Origin of the sequence: Variovorax sp. H27-G14 (assembly GCF_046156345.1) — a bacterium.
Taxonomy (GTDB): Bacteria; Pseudomonadota; Gammaproteobacteria; order Burkholderiales; family Burkholderiaceae_C; genus Variovorax.
This window is the reverse complement of the sequence record NZ_JAYLVN010000007.1, coordinates 58,091-82,780: the sequence shown is the minus strand read 5'-3', so window position 1 is coordinate 82,780 and position 24,690 is coordinate 58,091. Positions and strand designations below refer to the sequence as shown.

Here is a 24,690-nt window from a genome sequence, read left to right as displayed (position 1 = left end):
GCTCAGCGCGCGGCGGCACGCGTGACCGCGCCGATCGATTCGGCCAGCCGCTCTGCAATCAATTGCAGATGGGCGCGGGTTGCGATGAAGGGCGGCGCCAGCAGCACGTGGTCGCCCAGGCGGCCGTCGACCGTGCCGCCGAAGGGGTAGCACAGCAGGCCGCGCGCCATGGCGTCTTTCTTGACGGTGGCGTTGACCTTCAGGGCCGGGTCGAACGGCGTCTTGCCGGCGCGTTCGGCCACCAGCTCCACGCCCCAGAAAAAGCCACGGCCACGGATGTCGCCCACATGCGGATGCGCGCCCAGCGCGTCGCGCAGCATCGCGCCAAAGGCAATGCCGTCGTCGCGCACCTTGGCCACCAGCCCGTCGCGCCGAATCACCTGCTGCACCGCCAGCGCGGCGGCGCAGGCCATCGGGTGGCCGAGGTAGGTGTGGCCGTGCTGGAAGAAGCCGCTGCCCTGCGACATGGCCTCCACGATGCGCCGCTGTGCCAGCACCGCGCCCACCGGCTGGTAGCCGCCGCCCAGGCCCTTGGCGATGGTGATCAGGTCGGGCACCACGCCCTCCTGCTCGCAGGCGTGCAGCGTGCCGGTACGGCCCATGCCGCACATCACCTCGTCCAGGATCAGCAGCACGCCGTACCTGTCGCACACCGCGCGCACCGCCTTGAAGTAGCCCGGCACCGGCGTGAGCACACCGGCCGTGGCACCGCCCACCGTTTCGGCCACGAAGGCGATCACGCGGTCGGCGCCCTGCGCGAGGATGGCCGCTTCCAGCTCGGCCGCCAGCCGCGCGCCGTACTGCTCGGCGCTTTCGTCGTCGCGCTGCTCACGGTAGGCGTAGCACGGCGACACATGCGTGGCCGGCACCAGAATTGGCGCGAAGGGCTCGCGACGCCACGCATTGCCGCCCACCGCCAGCGCGCCCAGCGTGTTGCCGTGGTAGCTCTGTCGGCGCGCAATGAAGTGCGTGCGCTGGGGCTGGCCGATTTCCACGAAGTACTGGCGCGCCATCTTCAGCGCCGACTCCACCGCCTCGGAGCCGCCGCTCACCAGGTAGACGTGGCTCATGCCTTCGGGCGCGCCACCGATCAGCTCGTCGGCCAGCTGCTCGGCCACCTCGCTGGTGAAGAAGCTGGTGTGCGCGTAGGCCAGCGTGTCGAGCTGCGCATGCATGGCGGCCAGCACCTCGGGGTGCGCATGGCCCAGCGAAGACACCGCGGCGCCACCCGAGGCGTCGAGGTACTCGCGGCCTTCGGCGTCGCGGATGAACATGCCGTGCGAGCCGGCGGCAACCGGCGGGGTCTGGCGAAGGTGGCGGTGAAAGACGTGCGTCATGGGGTGTCTGCTGTTTGGAACCAACGTTTCGAGTGAATTATTGTTTGGAACATTTGTTCCGTCAACTGTTTCACGCAAACCCGTCCGGTACATTTGTTCCAACAGAGCAGCCAAAGAGAGACACCGCCATGGGCGCCAGAGACCAGATCCGACAGCGTTTCAACGAGCTGAGCCCCGCCCTGCAGCAGGTGGCGCGCCATGTGCTCGACCACCCGAACGAGGTGGTGACCGGCTCCATGCGCAACGTGGGCACGCGCTCCCAGAGCACGCCCGCCACGCTCGTGCGTTTTGCGCAGCACCTGGGGTTCGACGGCTGGCCGCAGCTCAAGGAAGCCTTTGCCGCGGACATGGGTCTGGGCCCGGGCAGCGAAACCTACGGCGGGCGCGCCAAGCAGCTGGTCGGCCGTGCCAAGGACCAGAGCCTGACCAGTGAAATGTTCGAGGTGCAGCGGCGCAATCTGGAGGCCACGCACCGACAGAGCGAGCAGGCGCTGCAGAAGGCCTGCGCGCTCATCGAGAAAGCGCCGGTGGTGCACGCGGCGGGGTTCCGGGCCTGCTTTCCGATCGCGTTTTCTTTCGTGTACGTCTACCGCATCTTTCGCAGCAGCGTGCACCTGGTCGACGGCCAGGGCGGCTCGCTGGAGATGCAGCAACGCGCCTTCGCCAAGGGCGACGCGCTGGTGGTGGCCAGCTTTGCGCCCTACTCGCGCGAAGCCCTGCAGGTGACGCAGGCGGCCAAGGCGGCCGGTTGCCGCATCGTCGCCATCACCGACAGCGTGGCTTCGCCGCTGTCGTTGATGGCGGACGAAACGCTGCTGTTCACCATCCACAGCCCGTCGTTCTTTCCCTCGGTGGCGGCGGGCGTGGCGCTGTCGGAGGCGCTGGTCGAGCTGCTGGCCAGCCGCGCGGGCAAGCCGGTGGTCAAGCGCATCGACCAGGCGGAGGCGCAACTGTTCGAATCAGGCGCTTACCTGGCGTCGCCGCCGGCGCGCGGCGGCTAAGAGAAAGAAAGCTCAGGCCGTTTCACGCGCCTGGCGAGCCTGGCGGCGCAGGTGGTGCACCAGCATGTCGCGGTTGCCGACGATGTGCTCGCGCATGGCGGTCTCGGCCTCGGTGGCGTTGCGCTGGCCCAGTGCATCGACGATGCGGCTGTGTTCGTCCAGCGCGTGCATCGCCTGCTCGCGGCGGTGCAGCAGGGTCGACTCTTCGCGGTTGTGCGGGCGCAGGTGGCTGTCGAAGATGATCGGCAACTGGCACGCCCGGTGCACCGCTTCCATCAACCACCGGTTGTCGGCCATCGACAGCAGCTTCAGATGAAACGTGCGGTTCAGGTCGTGCCAGCGCAGCGCCCGCGCCGCCGTCCACTCCTTGTGCTGCAGCAGCTTGCCCTGCTCGCCCAGCATGGTCGCCAGCTGGCTGTGCACCTCGTTGTCCAGCCCGCGCTCCACGATCAGGCGGCAGCCCATGCCTTCCAGGTTGGCGCGCACGCTGAAGGCGTCGAACACGTCCTTTGCATTGAAGCGGCGCACCTGAAAACCCTTGTTGGGCACGTACACCAGCAGCCCCTCGTCGGCCAGGCGCGCCATGGCGCCGCGCACGGGCGTGCGCGACACGCCGAGTTCGTTGGCGAGCGTGATCTCCATCAAATGGGCACCGGGCGCGAACACGCCGTCGAAGATCTTGTTGCGCAGCGTTTCGGCCACGGACAACGCGCGTGTCCGGGAAGGGTCTGAGGGGGTCATCGGGGTCGGAAACTGGAGAGGGCCCGGAATGAGCCGGGCGGATGGTACGGCCCCGTATCGATCATTCCTATCCCCGGTTTCGGTAAAACTTGATGCCGCGCAGGTTTTTTTTGGAATTACCTACAAATTATTAATTTGCGTCAATTCTTGTTAACTTTTCGACCGCTTTTTTACCCCGGGTATTCCCTTGTTCCGCGCTGCAACTCTTGTTTGGCCGAGACAGTCGAACGTGGGTCGCAGCGCCGTGTTGCGACAGGAGCAATGACCATGAAGCAAGTGAAGCACTGGCAAGACCCCGTCAACGCCGTCGCCGGCGCCTGGCTGATCGTCTCGCCTTGGGTACTGGGCTTTTCGGACATGACGAGCGCCATGTGGACCATGGTGGCGACCGGCATCCTGCTGGGGGCCGTGGCACTGGGCGCGACCTTCGTGCCCCGACAGTGGGAAGAATGGACCGAGGTCGCGCTGGCGGCCTGGCTCGCGGTGTCGCCGTGGGTGGTCGGCTTCCGCGGCATGGAGGCGGCGCTGGTGAACGCGGTGCTGGTGGCCGCGGTCATTCTGGTGCTCGCGCTGTGGGTGCTGGTGACCGACAAGGACTACCTGGGCCACACCATCGACCGTCCGGCGCATTGACCATCGGCGCGCCGTGACAGCACAAGGTTCGCGCAGGCGGCGCTCGGCGCCCGCTGGCGAACCGAAAGGAGAGGCCCCGTGGGGCCCTCCGCCAGATCAGCCGTTCACTGCGCGCGGGGCGTGGTGGCCTGGTCCGCCGGCTGCGCGCCGGCACTGCTGCCCATCCACCCCGCCTGCCAGCCACCGCCCATCGCCTGCACCAGCGCGATGGCGGTGGTCTGGCGGTTGACCTGCAACTGCACCAGCGTGCGCCGCGCGCTCAGCGCCGCAGCCTGTGCCGTGACCACGTCGGTGTAGCCCACCTGCCCCGCGCGATAGCGGTTCAGCAGTTGCTGCTCGGTCTTGTCCGCCGCCGCCGATGCCTCGCGGCGCAGGCCTTCCTGCTGCGCGAGCGTGGCGCTGGCGGTGAGCTGGTCTTCCACCGCCTGGAAGGCGGTGAGCACGGTCTGGCGGTAGCGCGCCACGCTCGATTCGTAGCCCGACTTGGCCGAGTCCACGTTGGCCGCAATGGCCCCCGCGTCGAACACCACCTGCGCCACCGAGAAGCCCAGCGACCACAGCGAGGTGCCCGAGCTGAACAGGTCCTTCACGCGGCTCGCGTTGCTGCCCACCGAGGCGGTGAGGTTGATGTTGGGAAAGTACGCCGCGCGCGCAATGCCGATCTGCGCATTGGCCGCGGCCACCGTGCGCTCCGCCGCGGCAATGTCGGGCCGGCGCTGCAGCAGGGTCGAAGGCACGCCGGTCGGCACGCCCGGCACGCTGGGCGTCCACTTGGCCACCGGCAGGCTGAAGTCGGCCGGCGCCACGCCCAGCAGCGTGGCAATGGCGTGCTCGTAGGTGGCGCGGCTGCGCTGCAGGCCGACGCGGTCGGCCTTGGCGTTGACCAGCTGGGTTTGCGCCTGCAGCACGTCGGTCTGCGCGGCAATGCCGGCGGCGTATCGGTTGCTCGTGATTTCGAAGGCGCGCTGGTAGCCCTCGATGGTTTCGTCCAGCAGCACCATTTCGGCGTCGGCCTCGCGCAGCGAGAAATAGTTGATGGCCAGGTCGCCTATGGCCGACAGGCGCGCGGCGGCCAGGTCGGCCTCGCTGGCCTGCGCATTGGCCTGCGCGCTGCTCACAGCTTCGCGCAGGCGGCCCCACACGTCGGGCGTCCAGCTGGCGCCGAGCGAGGCGCCGAAGGCATTCGACGGGCTGGCCGCGGCGTTGCCGCCCACCGTGCCGGTGCGCTTGCCGCTGCCGTCCAACGACACCGAGGGGAACAGCGCCGCGCGCTCGCCGCGCACCAGCGCCTGGGCCTGCGAGTAGTTGGCCACCGCGGCGGCAATGTTCTGGTTCGACACCTGCACGCGCCCGGCCAGGTCGTCGAGCGTGGCGTCGCCGAACAGCTTCCACCATTCCCCGCGGTCCAGCGCGTCGGCCGGCGCGGCGGGCAGCCAGCCTTCGGCGGTTTGCAGCTCCTTCCAGTTGGAGGGCAAGGCGGTGGCGGGTTGCTCGTAGCGCGGGCCGACCGCGCAACCCGTGAGGGCCGCGGCCAGCGCGAGTGCGCTGAGCGAAAAACGTGAAGCGGAAAGCAGTGCGTTCATGGCAATGTGGTTCTCAGGCGGGCGTGGCACGGCTCAGTTCGTGTTCGTTCTTGCCGCGGCGGCGCAGCTTGTCCATCAGCAGGTAGACGACGGGCGTGGTCAGCAGCGTGAGCAGCTGGCTCGCGATCAGCCCGCCGATGATGGCCACGCCCAGCGGGCGGCGCAGCTCGGCGCCTTCACCGAAGCCGATGGCCAGCGGCAGCGCACCCAGCGCCGCGGCCAGCGTGGTCATCAGGATCGGGCGAAAGCGCAGCAGGCAGGCCTCGCGCACCGCCTCCAGCGGCGTGAGGCCGCGCGAGCGCTCGGCCTCCAGCGCAAAGTCGATGATCAGGATGGCGTTCTTCTTCACGATGCCGATCAGCAGAAACACGCCGATGAGCGCAATGATCGAAAACTCCATGCGGAACATCAGCAGCGCCAGCACCGCGCCCACACCGGCTGACGGCAGCGTCGACAGCACGGTGATCGGGTGCACCAGGCTTTCGTACAGGATGCCCAGCACGATGTAGATCACCACCAGCGCCGCCAGAATCAACATGGCCTGCTGGCCCTGCGACTGCTGCGCGCTGGCCGCCGTGCCCGCGAAGGCGCCGCGCACGTTGGTGGGCATGGCGATGTTGGCCTCGGCCTTGGCAATGGCCTCGCGCGCATCGCCCAGGTTGGCGCCTTCGGCGAGGTTGAACGAGATGGTGGTGGCCAGCTCGCCGTCTTCATGGCTCACCGAGGTGGCCACCGACTGCTCCTCGAACTTGGCCACCGCCGACAGCGGCACCAGGCTGGTGGCCGTGTTGCTCAGCACGTTGCCAGACGATGCATTGCGCAGCGCCGGGTTGGCCGACACGGGCACCGCCGCGCTGGCGGCCGTGCCAGACGCGCTGCCCGTGCCGGTGTTGGCCGTGGCCGCCGCCACTTGCGTGGTCACCGTCTGCCCCGCCACCACCGATGTCTTGGTGGCCGGCACGTAGATGTCTTTCAGCGCGTTGGGGCTGCGCGTGTAGCGCGGCGCCCACTCCATCACCACGTGGTACTGGTTGAGCTCGGTGTAGATGGTGGCCACCTGGCGCTGGCCGAAGGCGTTGTACAGCGCGTTGTCGATGGAGGTGGACGTGAGGCCCAGCCGCCGTGCGCTGTCGGGGTCGACCTTGGCCACGGTTTCCACGCCGTTCTCGTCCTGGTCGGTGTCCACGTCGGTCAGCACCGGCTGCTGCTTGAGCTCGTCGGACAGCTTCAGCGCCCAGGTGCGCAGGTCGGCCAGGCTGTCGCTCTTCAGGGTGTACTGGTAGGTCGAGTTGCTCGCGCGCCCGCCGGAGCGCACGTCCTGCACGGTGCCCAGAAACACGCGCAGCCCGGTCACCTCGGCCAGTTGCGGGCGCAGCCGCGCAATGACGGCCAGGCCGCTTTCGGTGCGCTGGTTGGCCGGCTTCAGGTTGACGAACATGAAGCCGCCGCCGGCCCGGCCCGCGCCGGTGAAGCCCACCACCGTGTCCACGGCCGGGTCCTTGCGGATGATGTCGACCACCTGGCGCAGCTTTTCGGCCAGCGCCTGCGAAGAGATGCTCTGGTCGGCGCGCAGGCCGCCGTTGAGCTGCCCGCTGTCCTGCTGCGGAAAGAAGCCCTTGGGCACTGCGGTGAACAGATACACGTTCAGCCCCACCACCGCCACCAGGATCAGCATGACCAGCCCCTTGCTGTCGAGCGCCCAGTCCAGGCTGGTCTCGTAGCGCTTGAGCACCCAGTCGTAGCTGCGCGCGGCCATGCGGGCCAGCCGCCCCTGCGGCTTGCTCTTGTCGTGCTCGCCGCCCGGCTTGAGCAGCCAGGCGCACATCATGGGCGTGGTGGTCAGCGAGATGACGAGCGAGATCAGCACCGCCGCCGACAGCGTGATCGCGAACTCGCGGAACAGCCGGCCCACCTGGCCGCCCATGAACAGCAGCGGAATGAACACCGCCACCAGCGACACGCTGATCGACAGCACGGTGAAGCCCACCTCCTTGGCGCCGAGCAGCGCCGCCTTCATGCGCGTCATGCCCGACTCGATGTGCCGGCTGGTGTTCTCCAGCACCACGATGGCGTCGTCCACCACAAAGCCGGTGGCCACCGTGAGCGCCATCAGGCTCAGGTTGTTCAGGCTGAAGCCCAGCAGGTACATCACCCCGAAGGTGCCCAGCAGCGCCACCACCGTGGCCACGGCCGGCACGATGGTCGCGCGCACGCTGCGCAAGAACAGGCTGACCACCAGCACCACCAGAATCACCGAGATGACCAGCGTGAACTCCACCTCGCGCAGCGAGCCGCGAATGGAGTTGGTGCTGTCCGAGGCCACCTGCAGCGTGACGTCGGGCGGCAGCTGCGCCTGCAGCTCGGGCAGCAGCGCGCGCACGCTGTCCACCGTTTCGATGATGTTGGCCGAGGGCTGCCGCGTGATGAGCACGATGATGGCCGGCTCGCCGTTGAACAGGCCCAGCGTGCGCGTGTCTTCCACGCCGTCGAGCACCTCGGCCACGTCCTGCAGCCGCACCGCCGCGCCGTTGCGCCACGCGATGACCATCGAGGCGTAGTCGCTGGCGCGCAGCGCGGGCGTTTGCGTGTAGATCTGCAGCTTGCGCCCGTCGCCCTGCACCGTGCCCTTGGGCCGGTTGGCGTTGGACGCCTGAATGGCAGCGCGCACGTCGTCGGTACTGATGCCGTAGCGGTTGAGCGCAAAAGGCAGCAGCTCGATGCGCACCGCCGGCAAGGAGCCGCCGCCAATTTCCACGTCGCCTACGCCGTCGACCTGCGACAGCCGCTGGCTCACGATGTTGGACACCGCGTCGTAGATCTGCCCCGGCGTCTTGGTCTTGGACGTGAGCGCCAGAATGATCACCGGCGACGCCGCCGGGTTGGCCTTGCGGTAGGTCGGGTTGCTGCGCAGCGTGGCGGGCAGGTCGACGCGGCTGGCGTTGATGGCGGCCTGCACCTCGCGCGCGGCGCCGTCGATGTTGCGGCTCAGGTCGAACTGCAGCGTGACACGCGCCGACCCCACCGAGCTGGTGGACGTCATTTCGTTCACGCCGGCAATGGTGCCCAGGTGCCGCTCCAGCGGCGTGGCCACGCTGGTGGCCATCGTCTCGGGGCTGGCGCCGGGAATGGACGCGCGCACCGAAATCACCGGGTAGTCGACCTGAGGCAGCGGCGACACCGGCAGCACGAAGAAGGCGGCAATGCCGGCCAGCGCAATGCCGACGGTCAGCAGCACCGTGCCGATGGGGCGCTTGACGAAGGGAAGCGACAAGTTCATGGCCGCGCTCCATGCGCCGGGGCCGCTACGTGCACCGTGGGCCGGCCGCTCGAACGCCGGGGGTCGTGCCGCGTCAAACCGCTTCCTCCTCGACCACGCGCCGCGCGCTGCCGCCGCCCAGCCGGTCGAACGCCAGGTAGATCACGGGCGTGGTGAACAGCGTGAGCATCTGGCTGACGATCAGCCCGCCGAAGATCGCCAGGCCCAGCGGACGGCGCAGCTCCGCGCCGTCACCAAAGCTCAGCATCAGCGGCACGGCGGCGAACAGGGCCGCCAGCGTGGTCATCAGGATGGGCCGGAACCGCAGCAACGCGGCCTGGTGAATGGCTTCGCGCGCCGACTTGCCCTGGTTGCGCTCCGCGTCGATCGCAAAGTCGATCATCATGATCGCGTTCTTCTTCACGATGCCGATCAGCAAGATGATGCCGATGATGCCGATCACCCCCAGGTCGTTGCCCGTGATCATCAGCGCCAGCAAGGCGCCGACACCGGCCGACGGCAGCGTCGACAGAATGGTCAGCGGATGCACGTAGCTTTCGTACAGCACGCCCAGCACGATGTACACGCACACCACCGCCGCCAGAATCAGCCACAGCTGGTTGGACAGCGACTTTTCATAAGCGCCTGAAGCACCCAGGAAGGTCATCGTCACATTGCTGGGCAGGCCGATTTCCTTGGCGGCCGCGCGAATGGCATCCACCGACGACCCCAGCGACACGCCGGGCGCCGTGTCGAAATTCAGCGTGCTGGCCGGGTACTGCGCCACGTGCGTGATCTGCAGCGGCGCCTGCTGCTCCGAAATTTCGGCAATGGCCGACAGCGGCGTGGCCGTGCCGGAACCCGCGATGAGGTTCAGCTGCCCCAGCGTCTGCGGCGTGTTCACCATGCCGGGCTGCGCTTCGAGAATCACGCGGTACTGGTTGGTCTCGGTGAAGATGGTCGACACGATGCGCTGGCCGAAAGCGCTGTACAGCGCGTCGTCCACCGTGCTCGCGGTGATCGACAGGCGCGCGGCCGTGTCGCGGTTCACGTTCACGAAGGCCGCCAGCCCTTGCGCGCCGGCGTCGCTGCTCACGTTGCGCACCTTGGCCGAATCCTGCAGCTTGGCCACCAGCTTCTTCATCCACTCGGTGATGGCCGCGCTGTCCACGCCTTCCAGCGACACGCGGTATTCGGTGGGGCCGGTCTCGGCGTCGATGGTCAGGTCTTGCGTGGGCTGCAGGTACAGCGTGACGCCCGCCACCTGGTGCACGCGCTCGCGCAGGCGGTCCATCACGGTCTGCTGGTTGTCGTGGCCCTTCTTCAGGTTGATGAGCATGCTGCCGGTGTGCAGCATGGTGTTGTTGGCCGCGTCCACGCCCACGAAGGAGCTGAGGTTCTCCACATCGGGGTCTTCCAGCACCGCCTGCGCGGCCTGCAGCTGCAGTTGCGCCATGCGCTCGAAAGACACGTCCTGCGCGGCCTGCACGCGGCCTTGCAGCTGGCCGGTGTCCTGCGTGGGGAACAGCCCCTTGGGAATGGTGAGGTACAGCACCACCGTCAGCACCATGGTGAGCAGCGCCACCAGCAGCGTGAGCGGCTGGTGCGCAATGACCCAGTGCAGCGAGCGGTCGTAGCGCACCATCACGCCGTCGAAGAAGCGCTGCGCGCGCGCGCCCAGGCCGTTGCCGGCGGGATCTTTCTTGGGCTCGTGCCTGAGCCAGCGTGCCGACATCATCGGCACCAGCGTGAGCGACACCACGGCCGAGATCAGGATGGTGATGGCCAGCGTGACCGCGAACTCCCGAAACAGCCGCCCCACCACGTCGCCCATGAACAGCAGCGGAATCAGCACCGCAATGAGCGACACGGTCAGCGAGATGATGGTGAAGCCGATTTGCGTGGCGCCCTTGAAGGCGGCCTGCAGCGGCTTTTCGCCCTCCTCGATGTAGCGCGCGATGTTCTCGATCATCACGATGGCGTCGTCCACCACGAAGCCGGTGGCAATGGTGAGCGCCATCAGGCTCAGGTTGTTCAGGCTGTAGCCCAGCAGGTACATGAGCCCGAAGGTGCCGATGAGCGAAATGGGCACCGCAATGCTGGCGATGACCGTGGCGCGCAGGCTGCCCAGAAACGCGAAGATCACCAGCACCACCAGCAGCACGGCCAGCACCAGCTCCATTTCGACATGCTCCACCGACGAGCGGATACCCGCCGTGCGGTCGCTGAGCACCTCGATCTTCAGCCCGGCGGGCAGGCCGGTCTGCAGCTCGGGCAGCTGCTTCTTGATGGCGTCGACCGTGGCGATCACGTTGGCGCCGGGCTGGCGCTGCACGTTCATGATGATGGCGGGCGACAGCTTGGTGTTGCCGTCGGCCTTGTTGCCGGCCCAGGCGCCCAGCTGCGTGTTCTCGGCGCTGTTGACCACCTGCGCCACGTTGACCATGCGGATCGGCGCGCCGTTCTTGTAGGTGACGATGAGGTTCTTGTAGTCCTCCACCGTGAGCAGCTGGTCGTTCGAGTTGATGGTGTAGGCGCGCTTGGGGCCGTCGAAGCTGCCCTTGGCGCCGTTGGAGTTGGCCGCGCTGATGGCAGTGCGCAGCGTGTCCAGCCCGATGCCGTTGGCCGCCAGCGCCTGCGTGTTGGCCTGGATGCGCACGGCCGGGCGCTGCCCGCCGCTGAGCGACACCAGCCCCACGCCCGACACCTGGCTGATCTTCTGCGCGAGCCGGGTGTTCACCAGGTTCTGCACCTCGGTGAGCGGCAGCGTGTCCGACGTGATGGCCAGCGTGAGCACCGGCGCGTCGGCTGGGTTGACCTTGGCGTACACGGGCGGCGCCGGCAGGTCGGCCGGCAGCAGCGAGCCGCCGGCGTTGATGGCGGCCTGCACCTCTTGTTCGGCCACGTCCAGCGTCTGGCCCAGCGAGAACTGCAGCGTGATGATCGACACGCCCGCGGCGCTGGTCGAGCTCATGCGGTCGAGCCCCGACATCTGGCCGAACTGTCGTTCCAGCGGCGCGGTGACGGTGTTGCTCATGACCTCGGGGCTGCCCCCGGGGTAGAGCGTTTGCACCTGGATGGTCGGGTAGTCGACCTGCGGCAGGGCCGACAGCGGCAGGAAGCGAAACGCCACCAGGCCGGCCAGCACGATGGCGACCATCAGCAGCGAGGTCGCTACCGGTCGAAGAATGAACGGGCGTGAGGGACTCATCGGGGGCGATGTGGGGCGATGTCGGGGCGGTGTTGGAACGGTGTCAGCGGATCGCGCCGCCCGGGGCGGCGGGCGGGCTGCCCGGCGTCACGTTGGGCGCGGCCGGCGGCGTGGACGTGGCCGGCGGCGACGTGGGCGAATCGGCGGGCGGTGCGCTGCGGGCACCGCCGCCGCCACCGCCGGCACCGGCACCACCGGCGCCACCTTCGCGTCGCCCGCTGCCGCGCTCCCCGCTGCGCTCGCCCCGGTTGCCGCGCCGTGCACCCGATGCCGCGCCGGATGCCGGCACCGCCGGCCGGTCGACCGCGGTCTGCACGCGCGCGCCGTCCTTCAGCCGGTCGCCGCCTTCGGTGACCACCTGCTCGCCGGCCTTCAGGCCCGACATGACGGCCACGTTGTCCACGCTCGACTCACCGCGCGTTACCGTGCGCTGCGACACCGTGCTGTCGTCGTTCAGCACATACACGTAGTCGCCGTTGGGGCCGTGGCGCAGCGCCGTCACCGGAATCACCACCGCGCTGCTCACCGTGCGCAGCAACAGCCGCAGGTTGACGAACTGGTTGGGGAACAGCGCGTTGTCGGCGTTGGTGAACCGGGCCTTGGCCTTCACGGTGCCGGTGGCGGTGTCGACCAGGTTGTCCAGCGTGGCAAAGGTGCCGTTGGCCAGCCGGCGGGTGCGCGTGCGGTCGAAGGCGGTGGCGTCGAGCTTGGCGCCCTGGCCCAAACGCTCCTGCACCTCGGGCACGCGGTCTTGCGGAATGGCGAACTCCACGTCGATGGGCGCAATCTGCGTGATGGTGGCCACGCCGTTGGTGGTGCCGGTGGAGATGTAGTTGCCCGCGTCCACCGGGCGCAGGCCGATGCGCCCGCTCACCGGGGCCGTGATGCGGCTCCAGGTCAGGTTGAGCTTGGCGGTGTTTTCAGTGGCGCGGTCGATGGCCACGGTGCCTTCGAGCTGCTTGACCAGCGCGGCCTGGGTGTCCACGTCCTGCCGGGCAATGGAGTCCTGCCCAAGCAGGGTCTGGTAGCGCTGCAGCGTGACGCGCGCGGCGGCCAGTTGGGCCTCGTCGCGTTGGCGTGCGCCGGTGGCCTGCGCCAGCACGTTCTGGAACGGCTGGGGGTCGATGGTGGCGAGCACGTCGCCCTTCTTGACCATCTGCCCTTCCTGAAACAGTACACCGGTCAGCACGCCCGACACCTGCGGCTGAACGATCACGTTGGCCACCGGGGTGACCGTGCCCAGCGCCTCCAGCTGCACCGGAATGTCGGCCTGTTTGGCCGTGGCGATGCCGACCGTGCTGGACGCCGCGCCGCCGCCGCGCCCACCGGGGCCGCCTGGGCCACCGGGTCCGCCAGGCCCACCCTGGCGGGGTCCGCCCCCGGGCCCGGCGCCCGGCCCGGCCGCGGGCGTCTTCGACCTCTGGATCAGGTACCAGGCCCCGCCGCCCAGCGCCGCGAGCAGCAACAGGGTCAGCAGCGCCCCCACCCAACGACGCCTGCGCACCGGTGGGTGTGTGGCGGACACGTTGGCGGGCAGGGGTTCGGGTTGTTTTTCTTGTTCCATGGGCGGTGCGTGCGAAAGATGCAGAGAGGCTGCGTAGGGTACGGAGATGCGAGCGAGGGTAGTACAGCGCGGAATGGTAGTCGCGCTGTTTGCTGTGCCGTAAAGCGACGGTAAAGCTGTCACATGTGGCGTCAAACGGGCGTCTGCGCCTTCTATGTTCACCCGCAATTCGCGCCGCCTGGAGGCAACTCGCGCCGCCGGCTCGCATTCCGTCGCACGGCGGTGGCGGGTGCGAGCAGGCATCGGCACAGTCCGCTCCATCGATTCCCGTCCCGCCCTTTTTCAAGTTTCCCCTTCCTTCAACGGAGCGCCATCATGCTGATGCAAATCATCCTTCACACGCCCAAGTGGGTGTTCGCCGTGTTCTTCCTGCTGCTGTGGCTCGGCTCCAAGCAGCTGCTCACCAACAAGGTGAGCCTGGGCCGCGTCACGCTCATGCCGGTTGCCATGGGTGCGCTGTCGGTCTATGGCGTGGTCTCGGTCTTTGGCGATTCCTTCGGTGCCCTGCTCGGCTGGGCCGCCGCCGCGGTGGTGATGCTGGCGCTGGTGCTGCAGCGCCCCCTGCCCGCCACCACGCGCTACGACGCCGCGCAACGCCAGTTCCACGTGGCCGGCAGCCCGGTGCCCCTGATGCTGATGATGGGCATCTTTCTGACCAAGTACGTGGTGGGCGCCGGCCTGGCGATGCACCCCGAGCTGCGCCAGCAGGCCGCTTTCGGCCTCGTGGTGCCGGTGCTGTACGGCGCGTTCAGCGGTGTGTTCGCGGCCCGCGCGGTGCGACTGTGGAAGCTGGCCATCCGCACGGACGCCATGACGGCCGGCGCCAGCGCAGCCTGAACATGTGACGGCCCGCGCCAGCGCAGCCTAAGATTCCGGGCCACCGCCTTCCTGCCCTCCTTTCAGGAACCACCGCCATGAACGTGCTCTTTCTGGTCCTCAAGATCGCCGTGACGGTGGTGCTGGTCGCTTCCATCGCGGAGGCCCTGGTGCTGTCGTGGCGCAACGGCTGGCGCAGCTACGACTGGAAGGCGTCCGGCATCTCGGTGGTCGACTTTCTGGTGCGCGAGTACCCGTTGCGCTGGCTGCTGCCGCTGGCGTTCTGGACCGGCGCCATGGACTGGTTCTACGCCCACCGCCTGTTCACCGTGCCCATGAACCACTGGAGCGGCTGGGTCGCCTGCTTCATCGGCCAGGAGTTCTGCTACTACTGGTACCACCGCGCGGCCCACCGGGTGCGGTGGTTCTGGTGCACGCATGCCATCCACCATTCGCCGAACCAGCTGAACCTGTCGGCCGCCTACCGCTTCGGCTGGACCGGGCGCCTTACCGGCACGCTGGCCTTCTTCATGCTGGCGCCGCTGCTGGGCTTGCCGCCGCGGGTGGTGCTGCTGATGTTCACGCTCAACCTGCTGTACCAGTTCTGGATTCACGCCGCCTGGATTCCGCGCCTCGGCCCGCTCGAATGGGTGCTGAACACCCCGTCGGCCCACCGCGTGCACCATGCCTCCAACCTGGCGTACCTGGACGGCAACTACGGCGGCGTGCTCACCGTGTTCGACCGCCTCTTCGGCACCTACATTCCCGAGCGCGCCGACCTGCCCTGCCGCTACGGCCTGGTGAACCCCATCACCTCGTACAACCTGCTGGAGATCGAGTTCACGCATTGGCGCGCGCTGTTGCGCGACCTGGCCTCGGCCCGCTCGGTGCGCGCTTTTGTGGGCTACCTCGTCAAGCCGCCGGGCTGGAAGCCCGATGGGCCCGGCGACACCACCGAGGAACTGCGCCAGCGCGCGGCGCTGTCCGCCACGCCGCAAACACTCGCGCCCGATTTCATTCCCGTGCAGTACAACAAGGAGTTGTCATGAACACCCCCACCCCCACCGCTACCGCCAACCCCGCGCCCACCTCGGGCCGCTCACCCTCCGAAGTCGAACGCCTCGCCCGCCGCCGCGCCGGGGCCAAGATGGGCTGGTACACCCACGCCTTCTTCTATGTGCTGGTCAACCTCGGGCTGGTCGGGCTCTCGGCCGCGAGCGGCCACACCTGGGCGATCTACCCGCTCATGGGCTGGGGCCTGGGCCTGCTGGCGCACGGCGCGGCGGTCTGGGTCGTGGCACCGGGCGGCGGGTTCTACAACCGCCTGGTGGAGCGCGAGCGCCGCGCGCTGGGGGCAGGGAACAGCGGGAACCGAGGATGAGCGTGGGCCAGGCAGCAAGCCAACCGCGCTTCGGGTCCGAGAACGTGCGGGACATGCTGCGCCATGGCCTGATCACCGCCGTGTTCTGCTGCCTGATTGCCATCGCGCTCACCATCACCGACGGCGGCGGCTGGGCGGCGCACCTGGTCTATTCGCTGTCGATCGGCATCATCAGCTGGCTGTTCATCGACACCAGCCGGCTCCTGCTCACCGGACACCGCGACATTCGCTGGCCGCACGGCGGCTGGGGATACGTGCTGGTGGCCATCGGAGTGACCATCGGCTTTCTGGGTGGCAACCTCATCGGCGACGCCTGGACCGGCGCACCCGCCTTCGACTTCATGGACCTGAGCGGGCACAAGCTGGCCACCGGCGTCGTCATTACCGTCGCCACCACCATCGGCATGTGCTTTTTCTTCTACAGCCTTGGCAAGAGCAAGCACCTGCAAAGCCAGATCGACCTGGCCCAGCGCGACGCCACCGAGGCGCGGCTGAAGCTGCTCGAAACGCAGCTGGAGCCGCACATGCTGTTCAACACGCTGGCCAACCTGCGCGTGCTGATCACCATCGACCCGCCCCGCGCCGTGGCCATGCTCGACCGGCTCAACAGCTATTTGCGCGCCACGCTCAGCGGCTCGCGCGCGCTGTCGCATCCGCTCTCCACCGAGTTCGACCGGCTGGGCGACTACCTGGCGCTGATGTCGGTGCGCATGGGCGACCGGCTGCACTACACGCTGGAACTGCCTGAGGACCTGCGCGACACGCCCGTGCCGCCGCTGCTGCTGCAGCCACTGGTGGAAAACAGCATCCGCCACGGGCTGGAGCCGCAGGTGGAAGGCGGCCGCATCGTGGTGCGCGCACACCGCGACGCCAGCCGGCTGGTGATCGAAGTGAGCGACACCGGGGTCGGGCTCGATGCGGCCACGGCCGTACCGTCGTCCACGCCTTCCTCCACGCAAGACAGCAGCGGCTTTGGCGTAGCGCAGGTGCGCGAGCGGCTGGCCACGGTGTACGGCGAGCGCGGCCGCATGAGCCTGGCGCCCGCGCCCGGCGGCGGCACCTGCGCCACGCTGAGCTTTCCGCTGCCGGCCTGAAACGCCTGAAACGCCTGACAAACAACAAAGACAACGATGCACCCCACCGCCCTCATCGCCGAAGACGAGCCCCTGCTCGCCCTGGCCCTCAAGGCCGAACTGGCCGCCGCCTGGCCCGAGCTTCAGGTGGTCGCCACCGCAGGCGATGGCCGCAGCGCCGTGCGAGAGGCCTTGCGCCTGCTGCCGCAGGTGCTGTTCTTCGACATCCGCATGCCCGGCATGGACGGCCTGGGCGCCGCCGCCGAACTGGCCGACTGCTGGCCCACCGACGAGGCGCCGATGCCGCAGTTGGTGTTTGTGACGGCTTACGACGAATACGCTGCGCGCGCCTTCGAAGCCCAGGCGATCGACTATGTGCTGAAGCCGGTGCAGCCCGAGCGGCTTCGCAAGACCGTCGGCCGGCTGCAGCAGGCGCTGGGTGCAAGGCCGTCGGCGCCGACGCCAGCCGTGGCCGACGAGGCGCTCGAACGAACGCTCGCGCAATGGCGCCAGGTACTTGGCGCTGCGGGCGCTGTGGGTGCTGCGACCGGCACAGCAGTACCTGCCCCGCTGCGCATCATTGCCGCCAGCGACGCCGGCGGCAGCACCGTGCGCATGGTGCCCATCGACGAGGTGCTGTACTTCGAGGCCGCCGACAAATACCTGCGCGTGCTGACCGCCACGCACGAGTACCTGATCCGCACGCCGCTCAAGCAACTGCTGCCCCAGCTCGACACCGACACCTTCTGGCAAGTGCACCGCGCGGTGGTGGTGCGCAGCGCGGCCATCGAGTCGGTGCACCGCGACGAGGCCGGCAAGATGCACCTGATGCTGCGCGGGCGCGCCGAGAAAATTCCGGTCAGCCGGCTCTACGCCCATCTGTTTCGCGCAATGTGAATTAGCAAGCGCGCGCCCAAAGAAAAAGCCGGCCTTTTCAGAGCCGGCTTTTTCATTCAGTCACGAATTTCGTGGCAATTTGGCCGCAATTCAACGCCAGTGACCATGGCCGCGGTAGTAGCCGCGGTTGTAGTAGCGCGGGCCGTAATACGCCGGCGGTCCGTAGTACACCGGGGCCGGACGGTAATACACAGGCGGCGGCGGGCGGTAGTAGACCGGGGGCGGCGGTGCGTAGTACACGGGGGCTGGCGGGTAGTAAGCCGGAGCCGGCGGGTAGTAGGCAGGTGCGCCCACGCCCACCGCCACGCCTGGCACGCCGACACCAATGGACCAGCTCACGTCACCGCGGGCGCTGGCCGAGGTGGCTGCGAACAATGCACCGGCTGCCACGACGCTTGCGGCGGCCCATTTGAAGAAAGTAGAACGGGTGAGGCTCATGATGTTGGACTCCTTGAATCGGTGGGCCGGGTTCGGGTGTGAACCGCCCATGTGTGTATTGAACGCTGCAATTGCAAACCGGGTGCACGAGGCAATGTGAAGAATGTTGCCAAAGGTAAACCCTGAGAACCGCCCTCTAGAATGACCCAATGACCTCCCCGACCGACAAAAACGGCGCCAAAACGACCGCTGCACCGAGTAATTTTCTGCGCCACGTGATCGAGAACGACCTCGAACAAAACGCCTACGCGGGCCGCAAGTGGGGCGGGTCGCCCGGCAGCGCCGCCCATCACGCCCAGGGCATGACCGACCCGGCCAAGGTGCGCATGCGCTTTCCGCCCGAGCCCAACGGCTACCTGCACATCGGCCACGCCAAGAGCATCTGGCTGAACTTCGAGCTGGCCAGGGAATACGGTGGCGTGTGCCATCTGCGCTTCGACGACACCAATCCCGAAAAAGAAGACCAGGAGTACGTCGATTCCATCCGCGACGCCGTCAAGTGGCTCGGCTACGAGACCTACCTGGCCGACCGCCCCAGCGCCCCCGGCACCATGCAGCCGCACGAGTACTTCGCCAGCAACTACTTCGACTTCATGTACGAAGCGGCCGAATACCTCATTGGCGCCGGCCTGGCCTACGTGGACGAACAAACCGCCGACGAAGTGCGCGCGAACCGCGGCGACTTCAACACCCCCGGCACCAACAGCCCGTTTCGCACCCGCAGCGCCGAAGAAAACCTGGCGCGCTTTCGCGCCATGCGCGACGGCCAGGTGGCCGACGGCGCCGCCATCCTGCGCGCCAAGATCGACATGGCCAGCAGCAACATCAACATGCGCGACCCCGCGCTGTACCGCGTGCGCCGCGCCCACCACCACAACACCGGCGACAAGTGGTGCATCTACCCGATGTACACCTACGCGCACCCGATCGAAGACGCGCTGGAGCAGATCACCCACAGCATCTGCACGCTGGAATTCGAAGACCAGCGCCCCTTCTACGACTGGCTGCTCGACCGCCTAGCCGAAGGCGGCCTCATCGCCAGCCCGCACCCGCGCCAATACGAATTCGCGCGCCTGAACGTCACCCACGTCATGACAAGCAAGCGCAAGCTGCGCCAGCTGGTCGAAGAAGGCCATGTCGACGGCTGGGACGACCCCCGCATGCCCACCATTGCCGGCCTGCGCCGCCGCGGCTACACGCCCGAGGCGCTGCGCCTGTTCTGCGAACGCAGCGGCACCACCAAGTCGGGCGGCTGGATCGACTACGCCAGCCTGGAAGCCGCGCTGCGCGACAGCCTGGAACCGGTCGCCCCACGCGCCATGGCCGTGCTGAACCCGGTCAAGCTGGTCATCACCAACTGGGGCGAACTGATGGGCGGCCCCGACAAGAATGAAAGCGTGCTCGACGACTGCTCCGCCCCCGTGCACCCGCACCACCCCGAAATGGGCAAGCGCGAGTTCAAGCTGGGCCGCGAGGTGTGGATCGAAAGCACCGACTACGAGGACGTGCAGCCCAAGGGCTTCTTCCGCCTGTTCCCGGGCAACAAGGTGCGCCTGAAGTACGGCCACGTCATCGAATGCACCGGCGCCACGCGGGACGCGCAAGGCAAGCTCGTCGAAGTGCAGGCCACGCTGGTGCCCGACACCAAGAGCGGGACGCCCGGCGCGGACGGCATCAAGGTGAAGGGCAACATCACCTGGGTGGCGGTGGCGGATGCGGTGCTGGCCGAGGTGCGGCTGTACGAGCGGCTGTTCTCGGAAGCCAACCCGGGCAGCGGCGAGCTGCTGGAAGAGCTGAACAAGACGAGCCTGGAAGTGTGCTCGGCGTTTGTGGAGCCTTCGCTGGCGAATGCTGAGCCTGGGGTGGGCATTCAGTTCGAGCGGCACGGGTACTTCGTGCGCGATGCGAAGGATGGCAAGCTGGTGTTCAACCGCGCGGCGGGGATGCGGGACAGCTGGGGCAAGTAAGGCCCGGCGCGCAATCATCGGCAAGAGCCGGCGCCGTGATGGCGCCGGCTTTTTCTTTTTGCGGCGCGTTTGTGTGCGGTGCGTTTATTCGGGCCGCTTGTAGACCACGCCCAGCACCGCGCTGTTTTCGTCGGTGGTGCACACGGCCGAGCGGCCCTGCGGACCGACCTTCAAGTTGATCGTGTAGACGCCATCGCGCGGCGTCGAGCCGCTGTCCACGATGATGCTGCCCGGCGGTACCCGCAGTTCGCGCGCCGCGACTGCCACGCAGTTCTTCACGCTGGCATCAGGCGCGCCGCCGACGCGAAGGGAGGTGCTGCTGCAAGCGGCCAGCAGGAGGCCGGCGCTTGCCACGCTCGCGAGTTGGATGAGCCTTCGCATCGTCATTTGGGGTTTCCTGTTGTTTGCTGTGCTGCTGAGAATTTAGGCGCGCCAAACGCATATGCGGTGCAGGACAGCCACTCTCTCGCTCGTGGCCCGCCGCCGACCTATGAACCCAAACCGCCAGCGGCGGCGCGCGTGTTTTGCAAGACCGTTGACTTCAAAAGTTTTTCCGTATGAAAGCGGATTTGCAGCCTTCATACGGAAAACCGAGCTGCTTTTTCTCTTTGCTACGAAGCCAGCGGAAAACGCGCGGCAACTGGTGAGAGACTCTCAGCCGCAGTTGGCCGAAGCGCCACGCGCTGCCCCCAGCCCATGAATTTGCCGACCTCCTCCCGCCTCATCCGCTTCAACAAACCCTACGGCGTCCTCAGCCAGTTCACGCCCGAGGGCCGCTGGCGCGGGCTGAAGGACTTCATCGACCTGCCCGGCGTGTACGTCGCCGGCCGGCTCGACGCCGACAGCGAAGGCCTGCTGCTGCTCACCGACGACGGCAAGCTGCAGGCGCACATCTCCGACCCGCGTTTCAAGATGGAAAAAACGTACTGGGTGCAGGTGGAGGGCGTGCCGAGCGAGGCGGCGCTGGCGTCCTTGCGCAGCGGCGTGCAGCTCAACGACGGCCTCACGCGCCCGGCCCGCGCCCGCCTGCTCGACCCGCCGCCCGAGGTGTGGAGCCGCGAGCCCCCCATCCGCGAGCGCAAGAGCATTCCCACCGCGTGGCTGGAGCTGGCGATCCGCGAAGGCCGCAACCGCCAGGTGCGGCGCATGACCGCTGCCGTGGGGCTGCCCACGCTGCGCCTGGTGCGCGCCGCCATCGGGCCCTACACGCTCGACGGCCTCGCGCCCGGCACCTGGCTGGAACAGCGCGCGAGCTGAGCCGCCGCGCCACAACCCTCATCCGAATCCTTTTCATCCACATGAACCATCCTTTCTCAGACCTGCCCTTCGTCAAGCTGAACCGCCGCAGCACCTTGCTCGGCGCCCTCGGCTTGCTTGCGCTGCCGGCCATGCACGCCAGCGCCGCCACCTCGGCCAAGACAAAGAAAGCAGCGGTGCCCGACGTGTGGCCGCATGCGTCGCAGGTGCCGGGCGGCGTCGCGCGCCTGTCGCTCGGCCCGGCCGCCACGCGCCCCAAGGCCTTCGCCGGCGACGTGCCCGTGCTGGTGCTCGGCGACCCGATCGAATGGACCGCGCTGGTCGGCATTCCGCTCGCGGCCGAACCCGGCGAAGCCCGCATCACGGTGCGTGCCGAAGGCAAGCCCGAGCGCCAGGTCGCCTACGCCGTCTCGCCCAAGCAGTACCGCGAACAGCGCCTCACCGTGGCGCCGCGCACGGTCGACCTGTCGCCCGAGGACGAGGCGCGCTACGTGAAAGAGCGCGACCACCTCACCGTCGTGATGGCCACGCTCACCGACCTGCGCGCCGACGCCGCGCTGCAGATGCGCGTGCCGGTGCCGGGCCGCCGCTCCAGCTCGTTCGGCCTGCGCCGCGTGTTCAACGGGCAGTCGCGCAATCCGCACAGCGGGATGGACATTGCGGCGGGCACGGGCACGCCGGTGCTGGCGCCGCTGCCGGGCAAGGTGATCGACACGGGCGACTATTTCTTCAACGGCGGCACGGTGTGGCTCGACCATGGCGGCGGTCTGCTGACGATGTATTGCCACCTGAGCCGCGTCGACGTGAAGGTGGGCGACGTGCTGAAGACCGGGGAAGCGTTGGCCGCAGTAGGGGCGACCGGGCGGGTAACGGGGCCGCATCTGCATTGGGGGGTGATGCTGAACCGGGCGATGGTGGATCCGGCGTTGTTTGTTGCGGGTTGAGAGCAGGCAAGCCGCTTCATCGCGCTTCTGCCACACGCGCTTCGCGAGGCTGTACCTGTGTGAGCCGCAACGATCCGCTGCGCAATGCGAATTGAGTAGTCACCCTGAGTTCTATGTGTCACCCCCGCTTCTAAACTCGCGCTACTCAAACAAGGGCGGGCGAGGAATGGCAATACAAACAAAAGCCGGGCGGCGCCGTGAGCGCGCACGCATAAAACTGGCAGACAAGGGGTGGACGGTGGTCGTCGTCGGCATCCTGCTGCTGGCGGGGCCACGCTTCATTCAGGGCTCCATCGTCGGCACACTCGGCCCGGCGCTTCGTCCCGCAGGCTGGGCGGCGCTGGCGTGCGGCGCGGTGTTGCTCGGGCTGCATTACCTCGTCGCCCGCAAAGCTGCGCTCCACACTGTGGAACGCGTTCCACAAGAACGGCCTGCCGCCAAAGCTGCCCGGCCTGCGTCATCGGCGCCAGCCGCCGCGCGGTCGGAGCCTGCCTTTGCACCTGCGTCTGCTCGATCCGCGCCACCACCGCCGGAATCCGCCCAGCCGGGCGAGCAGAAATGGAGCTCCGCTGTACTCGCCGCCATCGAATGGCGCCGCTTCGAAGCACTGTGCGAAGCGCTCTACGCGCAGGCCGGTTTCACCACCAGCAGCCAGTCGCACGGCGCCGATGGCGGCGTCGACATCTGGCTGCGCTCCAGGCACAGCGACGTGCCTCGCATCGTCCAATGCAAGCACTGGCAAAGCAAGCCCGTGGGCGTGAAGGAAATGCGCGAGTTCTTCGGCGTCATGGCTTCGCATCAGTTGAAGAGCGGCACCTATGTGACGAGCTCGACCTTTTCCGCAGAAGCCGCAGCGTTTGCCAAGACGAACGGCATTCACGCACAAGACGGCGCCGCGCTGCTCAAGGTGATCGGTCAGCGCACACCCGAGCAACAGGCGGACTTGCTCGCAGTGGCCTACGAAGGCGACTACTGGCGGCCCACGTGCGCAAGCTGCGGCAGCAAGATGGTCGAAAGAACTTCGACCAAAAATGAAAGCAGCTTCTGGGGCTGCGCCAACTATCCGAAGTGCCGAGGCAGGACGATTCCAAAGTCCAAGGCATCTGCTGAGGCGGCCTGATCGCAAGGCGGGCCATGAGCAATCGACCGACGTTCACCCAAGATGGCCGCGAAGCCAAAGCCTGCTGCGGCACCGCGGACACGCCGCAGCACCTGCTCATCCGTTGAGCACCTTCGGCCGCGCTGTGCACCAAGCAATCAACGCCAGCAACCCCACCTGCACAGGCAGCCGCACCACCAACGCCCAGTACGGCACGTTCGCGAACAGCTCCGGCCTTTGCAGCATGTAGAAATGCGCCGGCGTCACCGCCAGCGTCAGCAGGAACAGCCCGACGCCCGCAGCCCGCCGCGTCGGCCGCCACAGCAAGCCCGCTGCGCCCAGCAGTTCGAACACACCGCTCACCAGCACGGCGGCGCGCGGCCAGGGGATGTACGGCGGCACGATGCGCATCTCGGTCTCGGTCAGCGCGAAATGCGCCACGCCGCCAATGGCGAACCACAGAAACACGAACACCAGCCCCGCCACGCGCCAGCGGCTCATGGCGGGTGCCCTGTTCAAAGCACCGGCCTCACAAAGGCTTGGTGAGGTACACCGCCTCGCGCCCGACGATCGTGCGTTGCGCGGGCATGAAGATGGTGCAGTCGTCGCACAGCGCGCGAATTTCCTCGTCGCCGTTGGTCGCAATCAGCTCGCCCTTGGCAAAGGTCTCGAAGCCGATCAGCGGGCGCACGAATGCAAAGTCTTCCGACTTGATGACATATGTCTGCAGCAGCTGAAAGCTGCGTTGCGGTTCGGGCGCCGGCGTGGCCGGGTCTTTTTCGACGAGGCCGAAGTACGCCAGAAAGTCATACGTGACGGCGGTCGCCAGCTCCGACGCGGAGCGCAAGAAGTGCTGGCCGCACTCGACGACCATGGCCACGCCCTTGCCGTCGGGTCCGCCGTGGCTGCCGTACTGGATCAGCGGCGTGCCCGAGCCCAGGCCATCGGGCATCACCAGGTGCACCGACGGGCGCCCAATGGCCAGCGCCACCTTGGCGTTGCGCTCGAAGGCCGGGTACACCCAGAAGGGCACCACGGGCTGGCTGGTCGAATGGATGTCCAGGATGTGATCGGCCGCGTCCACCACCGGGCGCAGGATGCGCGCGCGGCGCAGCTCGGGGCTGTCTTCGGTGCCGTCCAGCCACTCGGGCGACCAGATGCGGTTGAGGTTGTGCACGATCTGGCGGCTGTCGTACGGCGACTCTTCCTTGAACGACTCGTAGGCGTCGATGTTGGCAAAGGCCACGGTGAGCGTGCCGATCTGCGGGCGCACGTTGTTGTCGAGCAGGTGCGTGGCGGCCGTCATGCCGCAGATTTCGTTGCCGTGCGTGAGCGCGTTGATCAGCACGTGCGGGCCGGGCTTGCCGGACTCGAAGCGGTGCACGTAGTCGATGCCGACGTTGCCCTCGCGGTAGGCAGACAGGTCGCGGGGGAGGACTTCGAGGGCGGGGGGGGATTGGGTCATGGGGCGGTTGAAGTTGAACGGAACGGT

At 67.8% G+C, this 24,690-nt stretch carries 21 protein-coding genes; 11 read left to right on the top strand and 10 right to left on the bottom strand.

Translation table 11 applies throughout. The features are described from left to right. Positions 1 to 2 precede the first annotated feature (2 nt). Positions 3 to 1,337: an aspartate aminotransferase family protein gene (locus tag VLK31_RS18350; RefSeq protein ID WP_409169862.1), complete on the bottom strand. Its 1,335-nt coding sequence runs from the start codon at positions 1,335 to 1,337 to the stop codon at positions 3 to 5. Between the two features lie 128 nt (positions 1,338 to 1,465). Between VLK31_RS18350 and VLK31_RS18345 the strand changes: the two genes are divergently transcribed. Further along, positions 1,466 to 2,338, top strand: coding sequence for a MurR/RpiR family transcriptional regulator (locus VLK31_RS18345; protein ID WP_409169861.1), 873 nt, complete (start codon positions 1,466 to 1,468; stop codon positions 2,336 to 2,338). A 12-nt stretch (positions 2,339 to 2,350) separates the two neighbouring features. On the opposite strand, the gene VLK31_RS18340 is transcribed toward VLK31_RS18345, so the two are convergent. Further along, the gene (locus tag VLK31_RS18340; RefSeq protein WP_409169860.1) at positions 2,351 to 3,079 is read right to left on the bottom strand and encodes a GntR family transcriptional regulator; all 729 of its coding nucleotides are present in this window, start codon (positions 3,077 to 3,079) and stop codon (positions 2,351 to 2,353) included. Between the two features lie 267 nt (positions 3,080 to 3,346). On the opposite strand from VLK31_RS18340, the gene VLK31_RS18335 reads away from it, so the two are divergent. Continuing rightward, a complete protein-coding gene (locus VLK31_RS18335; RefSeq protein ID WP_409169859.1) occupies positions 3,347 to 3,712 on the top strand; it encodes an SPW repeat protein in 366 nt (121 codons plus the stop codon). Positions 3,713 to 3,816: 104 nt separating this feature from the next. On the opposite strand, the gene VLK31_RS18330 is transcribed toward VLK31_RS18335, so the two are convergent. The 4 genes from VLK31_RS18330 to VLK31_RS18315 all read right to left on the bottom strand — a co-directional run bounded on the left by VLK31_RS18330 (position 3,817) and on the right by VLK31_RS18315 (position 13,326). Then, the gene (locus VLK31_RS18330; protein ID WP_409169858.1) at positions 3,817 to 5,295 is read right to left on the bottom strand and encodes an efflux transporter outer membrane subunit; all 1,479 of its coding nucleotides are present in this window, start codon (positions 5,293 to 5,295) and stop codon (positions 3,817 to 3,819) included. Positions 5,296 to 5,308: 13 nt separating this feature from the next. Beyond that, entirely contained in the window at positions 5,309 to 8,572 is a 3,264-nt protein-coding gene (locus tag VLK31_RS18325) for an efflux RND transporter permease subunit (RefSeq protein WP_409169857.1), read from the bottom strand. 73 nt (positions 8,573 to 8,645) lie between these two features. After that, complete coding sequence (locus tag VLK31_RS18320) at positions 8,646 to 11,762, bottom strand: efflux RND transporter permease subunit (RefSeq protein ID WP_409169856.1); 3,117 nt, start codon at positions 11,760 to 11,762, stop codon at positions 8,646 to 8,648. A 43-nt stretch (positions 11,763 to 11,805) separates the two neighbouring features. Further along, the gene (locus VLK31_RS18315) at positions 11,806 to 13,326 is read right to left on the bottom strand and encodes an efflux RND transporter periplasmic adaptor subunit (RefSeq protein WP_409169855.1); all 1,521 of its coding nucleotides are present in this window, start codon (positions 13,324 to 13,326) and stop codon (positions 11,806 to 11,808) included. 315 nt (positions 13,327 to 13,641) lie between these two features. On the opposite strand from VLK31_RS18315, the gene VLK31_RS18310 reads away from it, so the two are divergent. From VLK31_RS18310 to VLK31_RS18290, 5 genes are all read left to right on the top strand, one after another. Then, positions 13,642 to 14,163 (top strand): DUF6622 family protein, encoded by a 522-nt coding sequence (locus VLK31_RS18310; protein ID WP_409169854.1) that lies wholly within the window; start codon positions 13,642 to 13,644, stop codon positions 14,161 to 14,163. Between the two features lie 77 nt (positions 14,164 to 14,240). After that, the gene (locus VLK31_RS18305; protein ID WP_409169853.1) at positions 14,241 to 15,191 is read left to right on the top strand and encodes a sterol desaturase family protein; all 951 of its coding nucleotides are present in this window, start codon (positions 14,241 to 14,243) and stop codon (positions 15,189 to 15,191) included. Further along, positions 15,188 to 15,523 carry a 2TM domain-containing protein gene (locus tag VLK31_RS18300; RefSeq protein ID WP_409169852.1) on the top strand — a complete coding sequence of 112 codons (336 nt, stop codon included), beginning with the start codon at positions 15,188 to 15,190 and terminating at the stop codon, positions 15,521 to 15,523. Before VLK31_RS18305 ends, VLK31_RS18300 begins: the two co-directional genes overlap by 4 nt. Next, entirely contained in the window at positions 15,520 to 16,617 is a 1,098-nt protein-coding gene (locus VLK31_RS18295) for a sensor histidine kinase (RefSeq protein WP_409169851.1), read from the top strand. The genes VLK31_RS18300 and VLK31_RS18295 overlap by 4 nt, the downstream gene beginning before the upstream one ends. 36 nt (positions 16,618 to 16,653) lie before the next feature. Then, on the top strand, positions 16,654 to 17,493 hold the full coding sequence (locus tag VLK31_RS18290; RefSeq protein WP_409169850.1) for a LytR/AlgR family response regulator transcription factor: 840 nt from the start codon (positions 16,654 to 16,656) through the stop codon (positions 17,491 to 17,493). Between the two features lie 90 nt (positions 17,494 to 17,583). On the opposite strand, the gene VLK31_RS18285 is transcribed toward VLK31_RS18290, so the two are convergent. Next, positions 17,584 to 17,931 (bottom strand): hypothetical protein, encoded by a 348-nt coding sequence (locus VLK31_RS18285; RefSeq protein WP_409169849.1) that lies wholly within the window; start codon positions 17,929 to 17,931, stop codon positions 17,584 to 17,586. 149 nt (positions 17,932 to 18,080) lie between these two features. Here VLK31_RS18285 and VLK31_RS18280 point away from each other — a divergent pair, with 149 nt between their 5' ends. Then, positions 18,081 to 19,898: a glutamine--tRNA ligase/YqeY domain fusion protein gene (locus VLK31_RS18280; protein ID WP_409169848.1), complete on the top strand. Its 1,818-nt coding sequence runs from the start codon at positions 18,081 to 18,083 to the stop codon at positions 19,896 to 19,898. A gap of 84 nt (positions 19,899 to 19,982) precedes the next feature. Here VLK31_RS18280 and VLK31_RS18275 read toward each other — a convergent pair whose 3' ends face one another. After that, a complete protein-coding gene (locus VLK31_RS18275; protein WP_409169847.1) occupies positions 19,983 to 20,285 on the bottom strand; it encodes a hypothetical protein in 303 nt (100 codons plus the stop codon). 309 nt (positions 20,286 to 20,594) lie between these two features. Between VLK31_RS18275 and VLK31_RS18270 the strand changes: the two genes are divergently transcribed. From VLK31_RS18270 to VLK31_RS18260, 3 genes are all read left to right on the top strand, one after another. Then, positions 20,595 to 21,155 (top strand): pseudouridine synthase, encoded by a 561-nt coding sequence (locus VLK31_RS18270; protein ID WP_409169846.1) that lies wholly within the window; start codon positions 20,595 to 20,597, stop codon positions 21,153 to 21,155. A 41-nt stretch (positions 21,156 to 21,196) separates the two neighbouring features. After that, positions 21,197 to 22,099: a peptidoglycan DD-metalloendopeptidase family protein gene (locus VLK31_RS18265; protein ID WP_409169845.1), complete on the top strand. Its 903-nt coding sequence runs from the start codon at positions 21,197 to 21,199 to the stop codon at positions 22,097 to 22,099. Between the two features lie 166 nt (positions 22,100 to 22,265). After that, on the top strand, positions 22,266 to 23,219 hold the full coding sequence (locus tag VLK31_RS18260; protein ID WP_409169844.1) for a restriction endonuclease: 954 nt from the start codon (positions 22,266 to 22,268) through the stop codon (positions 23,217 to 23,219). A 96-nt stretch (positions 23,220 to 23,315) separates the two neighbouring features. Here the strand turns inward: VLK31_RS18260 and VLK31_RS18255 are convergent, their stop codons facing one another. Beyond that, a complete protein-coding gene (locus VLK31_RS18255) occupies positions 23,316 to 23,699 on the bottom strand; it encodes a hypothetical protein (protein ID WP_409169843.1) in 384 nt (127 codons plus the stop codon). Positions 23,700 to 23,727: 28 nt separating this feature from the next. After that, positions 23,728 to 24,663, bottom strand: coding sequence for a succinylglutamate desuccinylase/aspartoacylase family protein (locus VLK31_RS18250; protein ID WP_409169842.1), 936 nt, complete (start codon positions 24,661 to 24,663; stop codon positions 23,728 to 23,730). Between the last annotated feature and the right edge of the window lie 27 nt (positions 24,664 to 24,690).

What these genes read in the sequence shown, in the direction of transcription:
- VLK31_RS18275 (WP_409169847.1), bottom strand. Translation starts at nt 20,285, where the DNA reads ATGACGATGCGAAGGCTCATCCAACTCGCGAGCGTGGCAAGCGCCGGC.
- VLK31_RS18270 (WP_409169846.1), top strand. Translation starts at nt 20,595, where the DNA reads ATGAATTTGCCGACCTCCTCCCGCCTCATCCGCTTCAACAAACCCTAC.
- VLK31_RS18305 (WP_409169853.1), top strand. Translation starts at nt 14,241, where the DNA reads ATGAACGTGCTCTTTCTGGTCCTCAAGATCGCCGTGACGGTGGTGCTG.
- VLK31_RS18345 (WP_409169861.1), top strand. Translation starts at nt 1,466, where the DNA reads ATGGGCGCCAGAGACCAGATCCGACAGCGTTTCAACGAGCTGAGCCCC.
- VLK31_RS18280 (WP_409169848.1), top strand. Translation starts at nt 18,081, where the DNA reads ATGACCTCCCCGACCGACAAAAACGGCGCCAAAACGACCGCTGCACCG.
- VLK31_RS18260 (WP_409169844.1), top strand. Translation starts at nt 22,266, where the DNA reads ATGGCAATACAAACAAAAGCCGGGCGGCGCCGTGAGCGCGCACGCATA.
- VLK31_RS18250 (WP_409169842.1), bottom strand. Translation starts at nt 24,663, where the DNA reads ATGACCCAATCCCCCCCCGCCCTCGAAGTCCTCCCCCGCGACCTGTCT.
- VLK31_RS18300 (WP_409169852.1), top strand. Translation starts at nt 15,188, where the DNA reads ATGAACACCCCCACCCCCACCGCTACCGCCAACCCCGCGCCCACCTCG.
- VLK31_RS18330 (WP_409169858.1), bottom strand. Translation starts at nt 5,295, where the DNA reads ATGAACGCACTGCTTTCCGCTTCACGTTTTTCGCTCAGCGCACTCGCG.
- VLK31_RS18295 (WP_409169851.1), top strand. Translation starts at nt 15,520, where the DNA reads ATGAGCGTGGGCCAGGCAGCAAGCCAACCGCGCTTCGGGTCCGAGAAC.
- VLK31_RS18290 (WP_409169850.1), top strand. Translation starts at nt 16,654, where the DNA reads ATGCACCCCACCGCCCTCATCGCCGAAGACGAGCCCCTGCTCGCCCTG.
- VLK31_RS18350 (WP_409169862.1), bottom strand. Translation starts at nt 1,337, where the DNA reads ATGACGCACGTCTTTCACCGCCACCTTCGCCAGACCCCGCCGGTTGCC.
- VLK31_RS18255 (WP_409169843.1), bottom strand. Translation starts at nt 23,699, where the DNA reads ATGAGCCGCTGGCGCGTGGCGGGGCTGGTGTTCGTGTTTCTGTGGTTC.
- VLK31_RS18320 (WP_409169856.1), bottom strand. Translation starts at nt 11,762, where the DNA reads ATGAGTCCCTCACGCCCGTTCATTCTTCGACCGGTAGCGACCTCGCTG.
- VLK31_RS18325 (WP_409169857.1), bottom strand. Translation starts at nt 8,572, where the DNA reads ATGAACTTGTCGCTTCCCTTCGTCAAGCGCCCCATCGGCACGGTGCTG.
- VLK31_RS18335 (WP_409169859.1), top strand. Translation starts at nt 3,347, where the DNA reads ATGAAGCAAGTGAAGCACTGGCAAGACCCCGTCAACGCCGTCGCCGGC.
- VLK31_RS18315 (WP_409169855.1), bottom strand. Translation starts at nt 13,326, where the DNA reads ATGGAACAAGAAAAACAACCCGAACCCCTGCCCGCCAACGTGTCCGCC.
- VLK31_RS18285 (WP_409169849.1), bottom strand. Translation starts at nt 17,931, where the DNA reads ATGAGCCTCACCCGTTCTACTTTCTTCAAATGGGCCGCCGCAAGCGTC.
- VLK31_RS18265 (WP_409169845.1), top strand. Translation starts at nt 21,197, where the DNA reads ATGAACCATCCTTTCTCAGACCTGCCCTTCGTCAAGCTGAACCGCCGC.
- VLK31_RS18340 (WP_409169860.1), bottom strand. Translation starts at nt 3,079, where the DNA reads ATGACCCCCTCAGACCCTTCCCGGACACGCGCGTTGTCCGTGGCCGAA.
- VLK31_RS18310 (WP_409169854.1), top strand. Translation starts at nt 13,642, where the DNA reads ATGCTGATGCAAATCATCCTTCACACGCCCAAGTGGGTGTTCGCCGTG.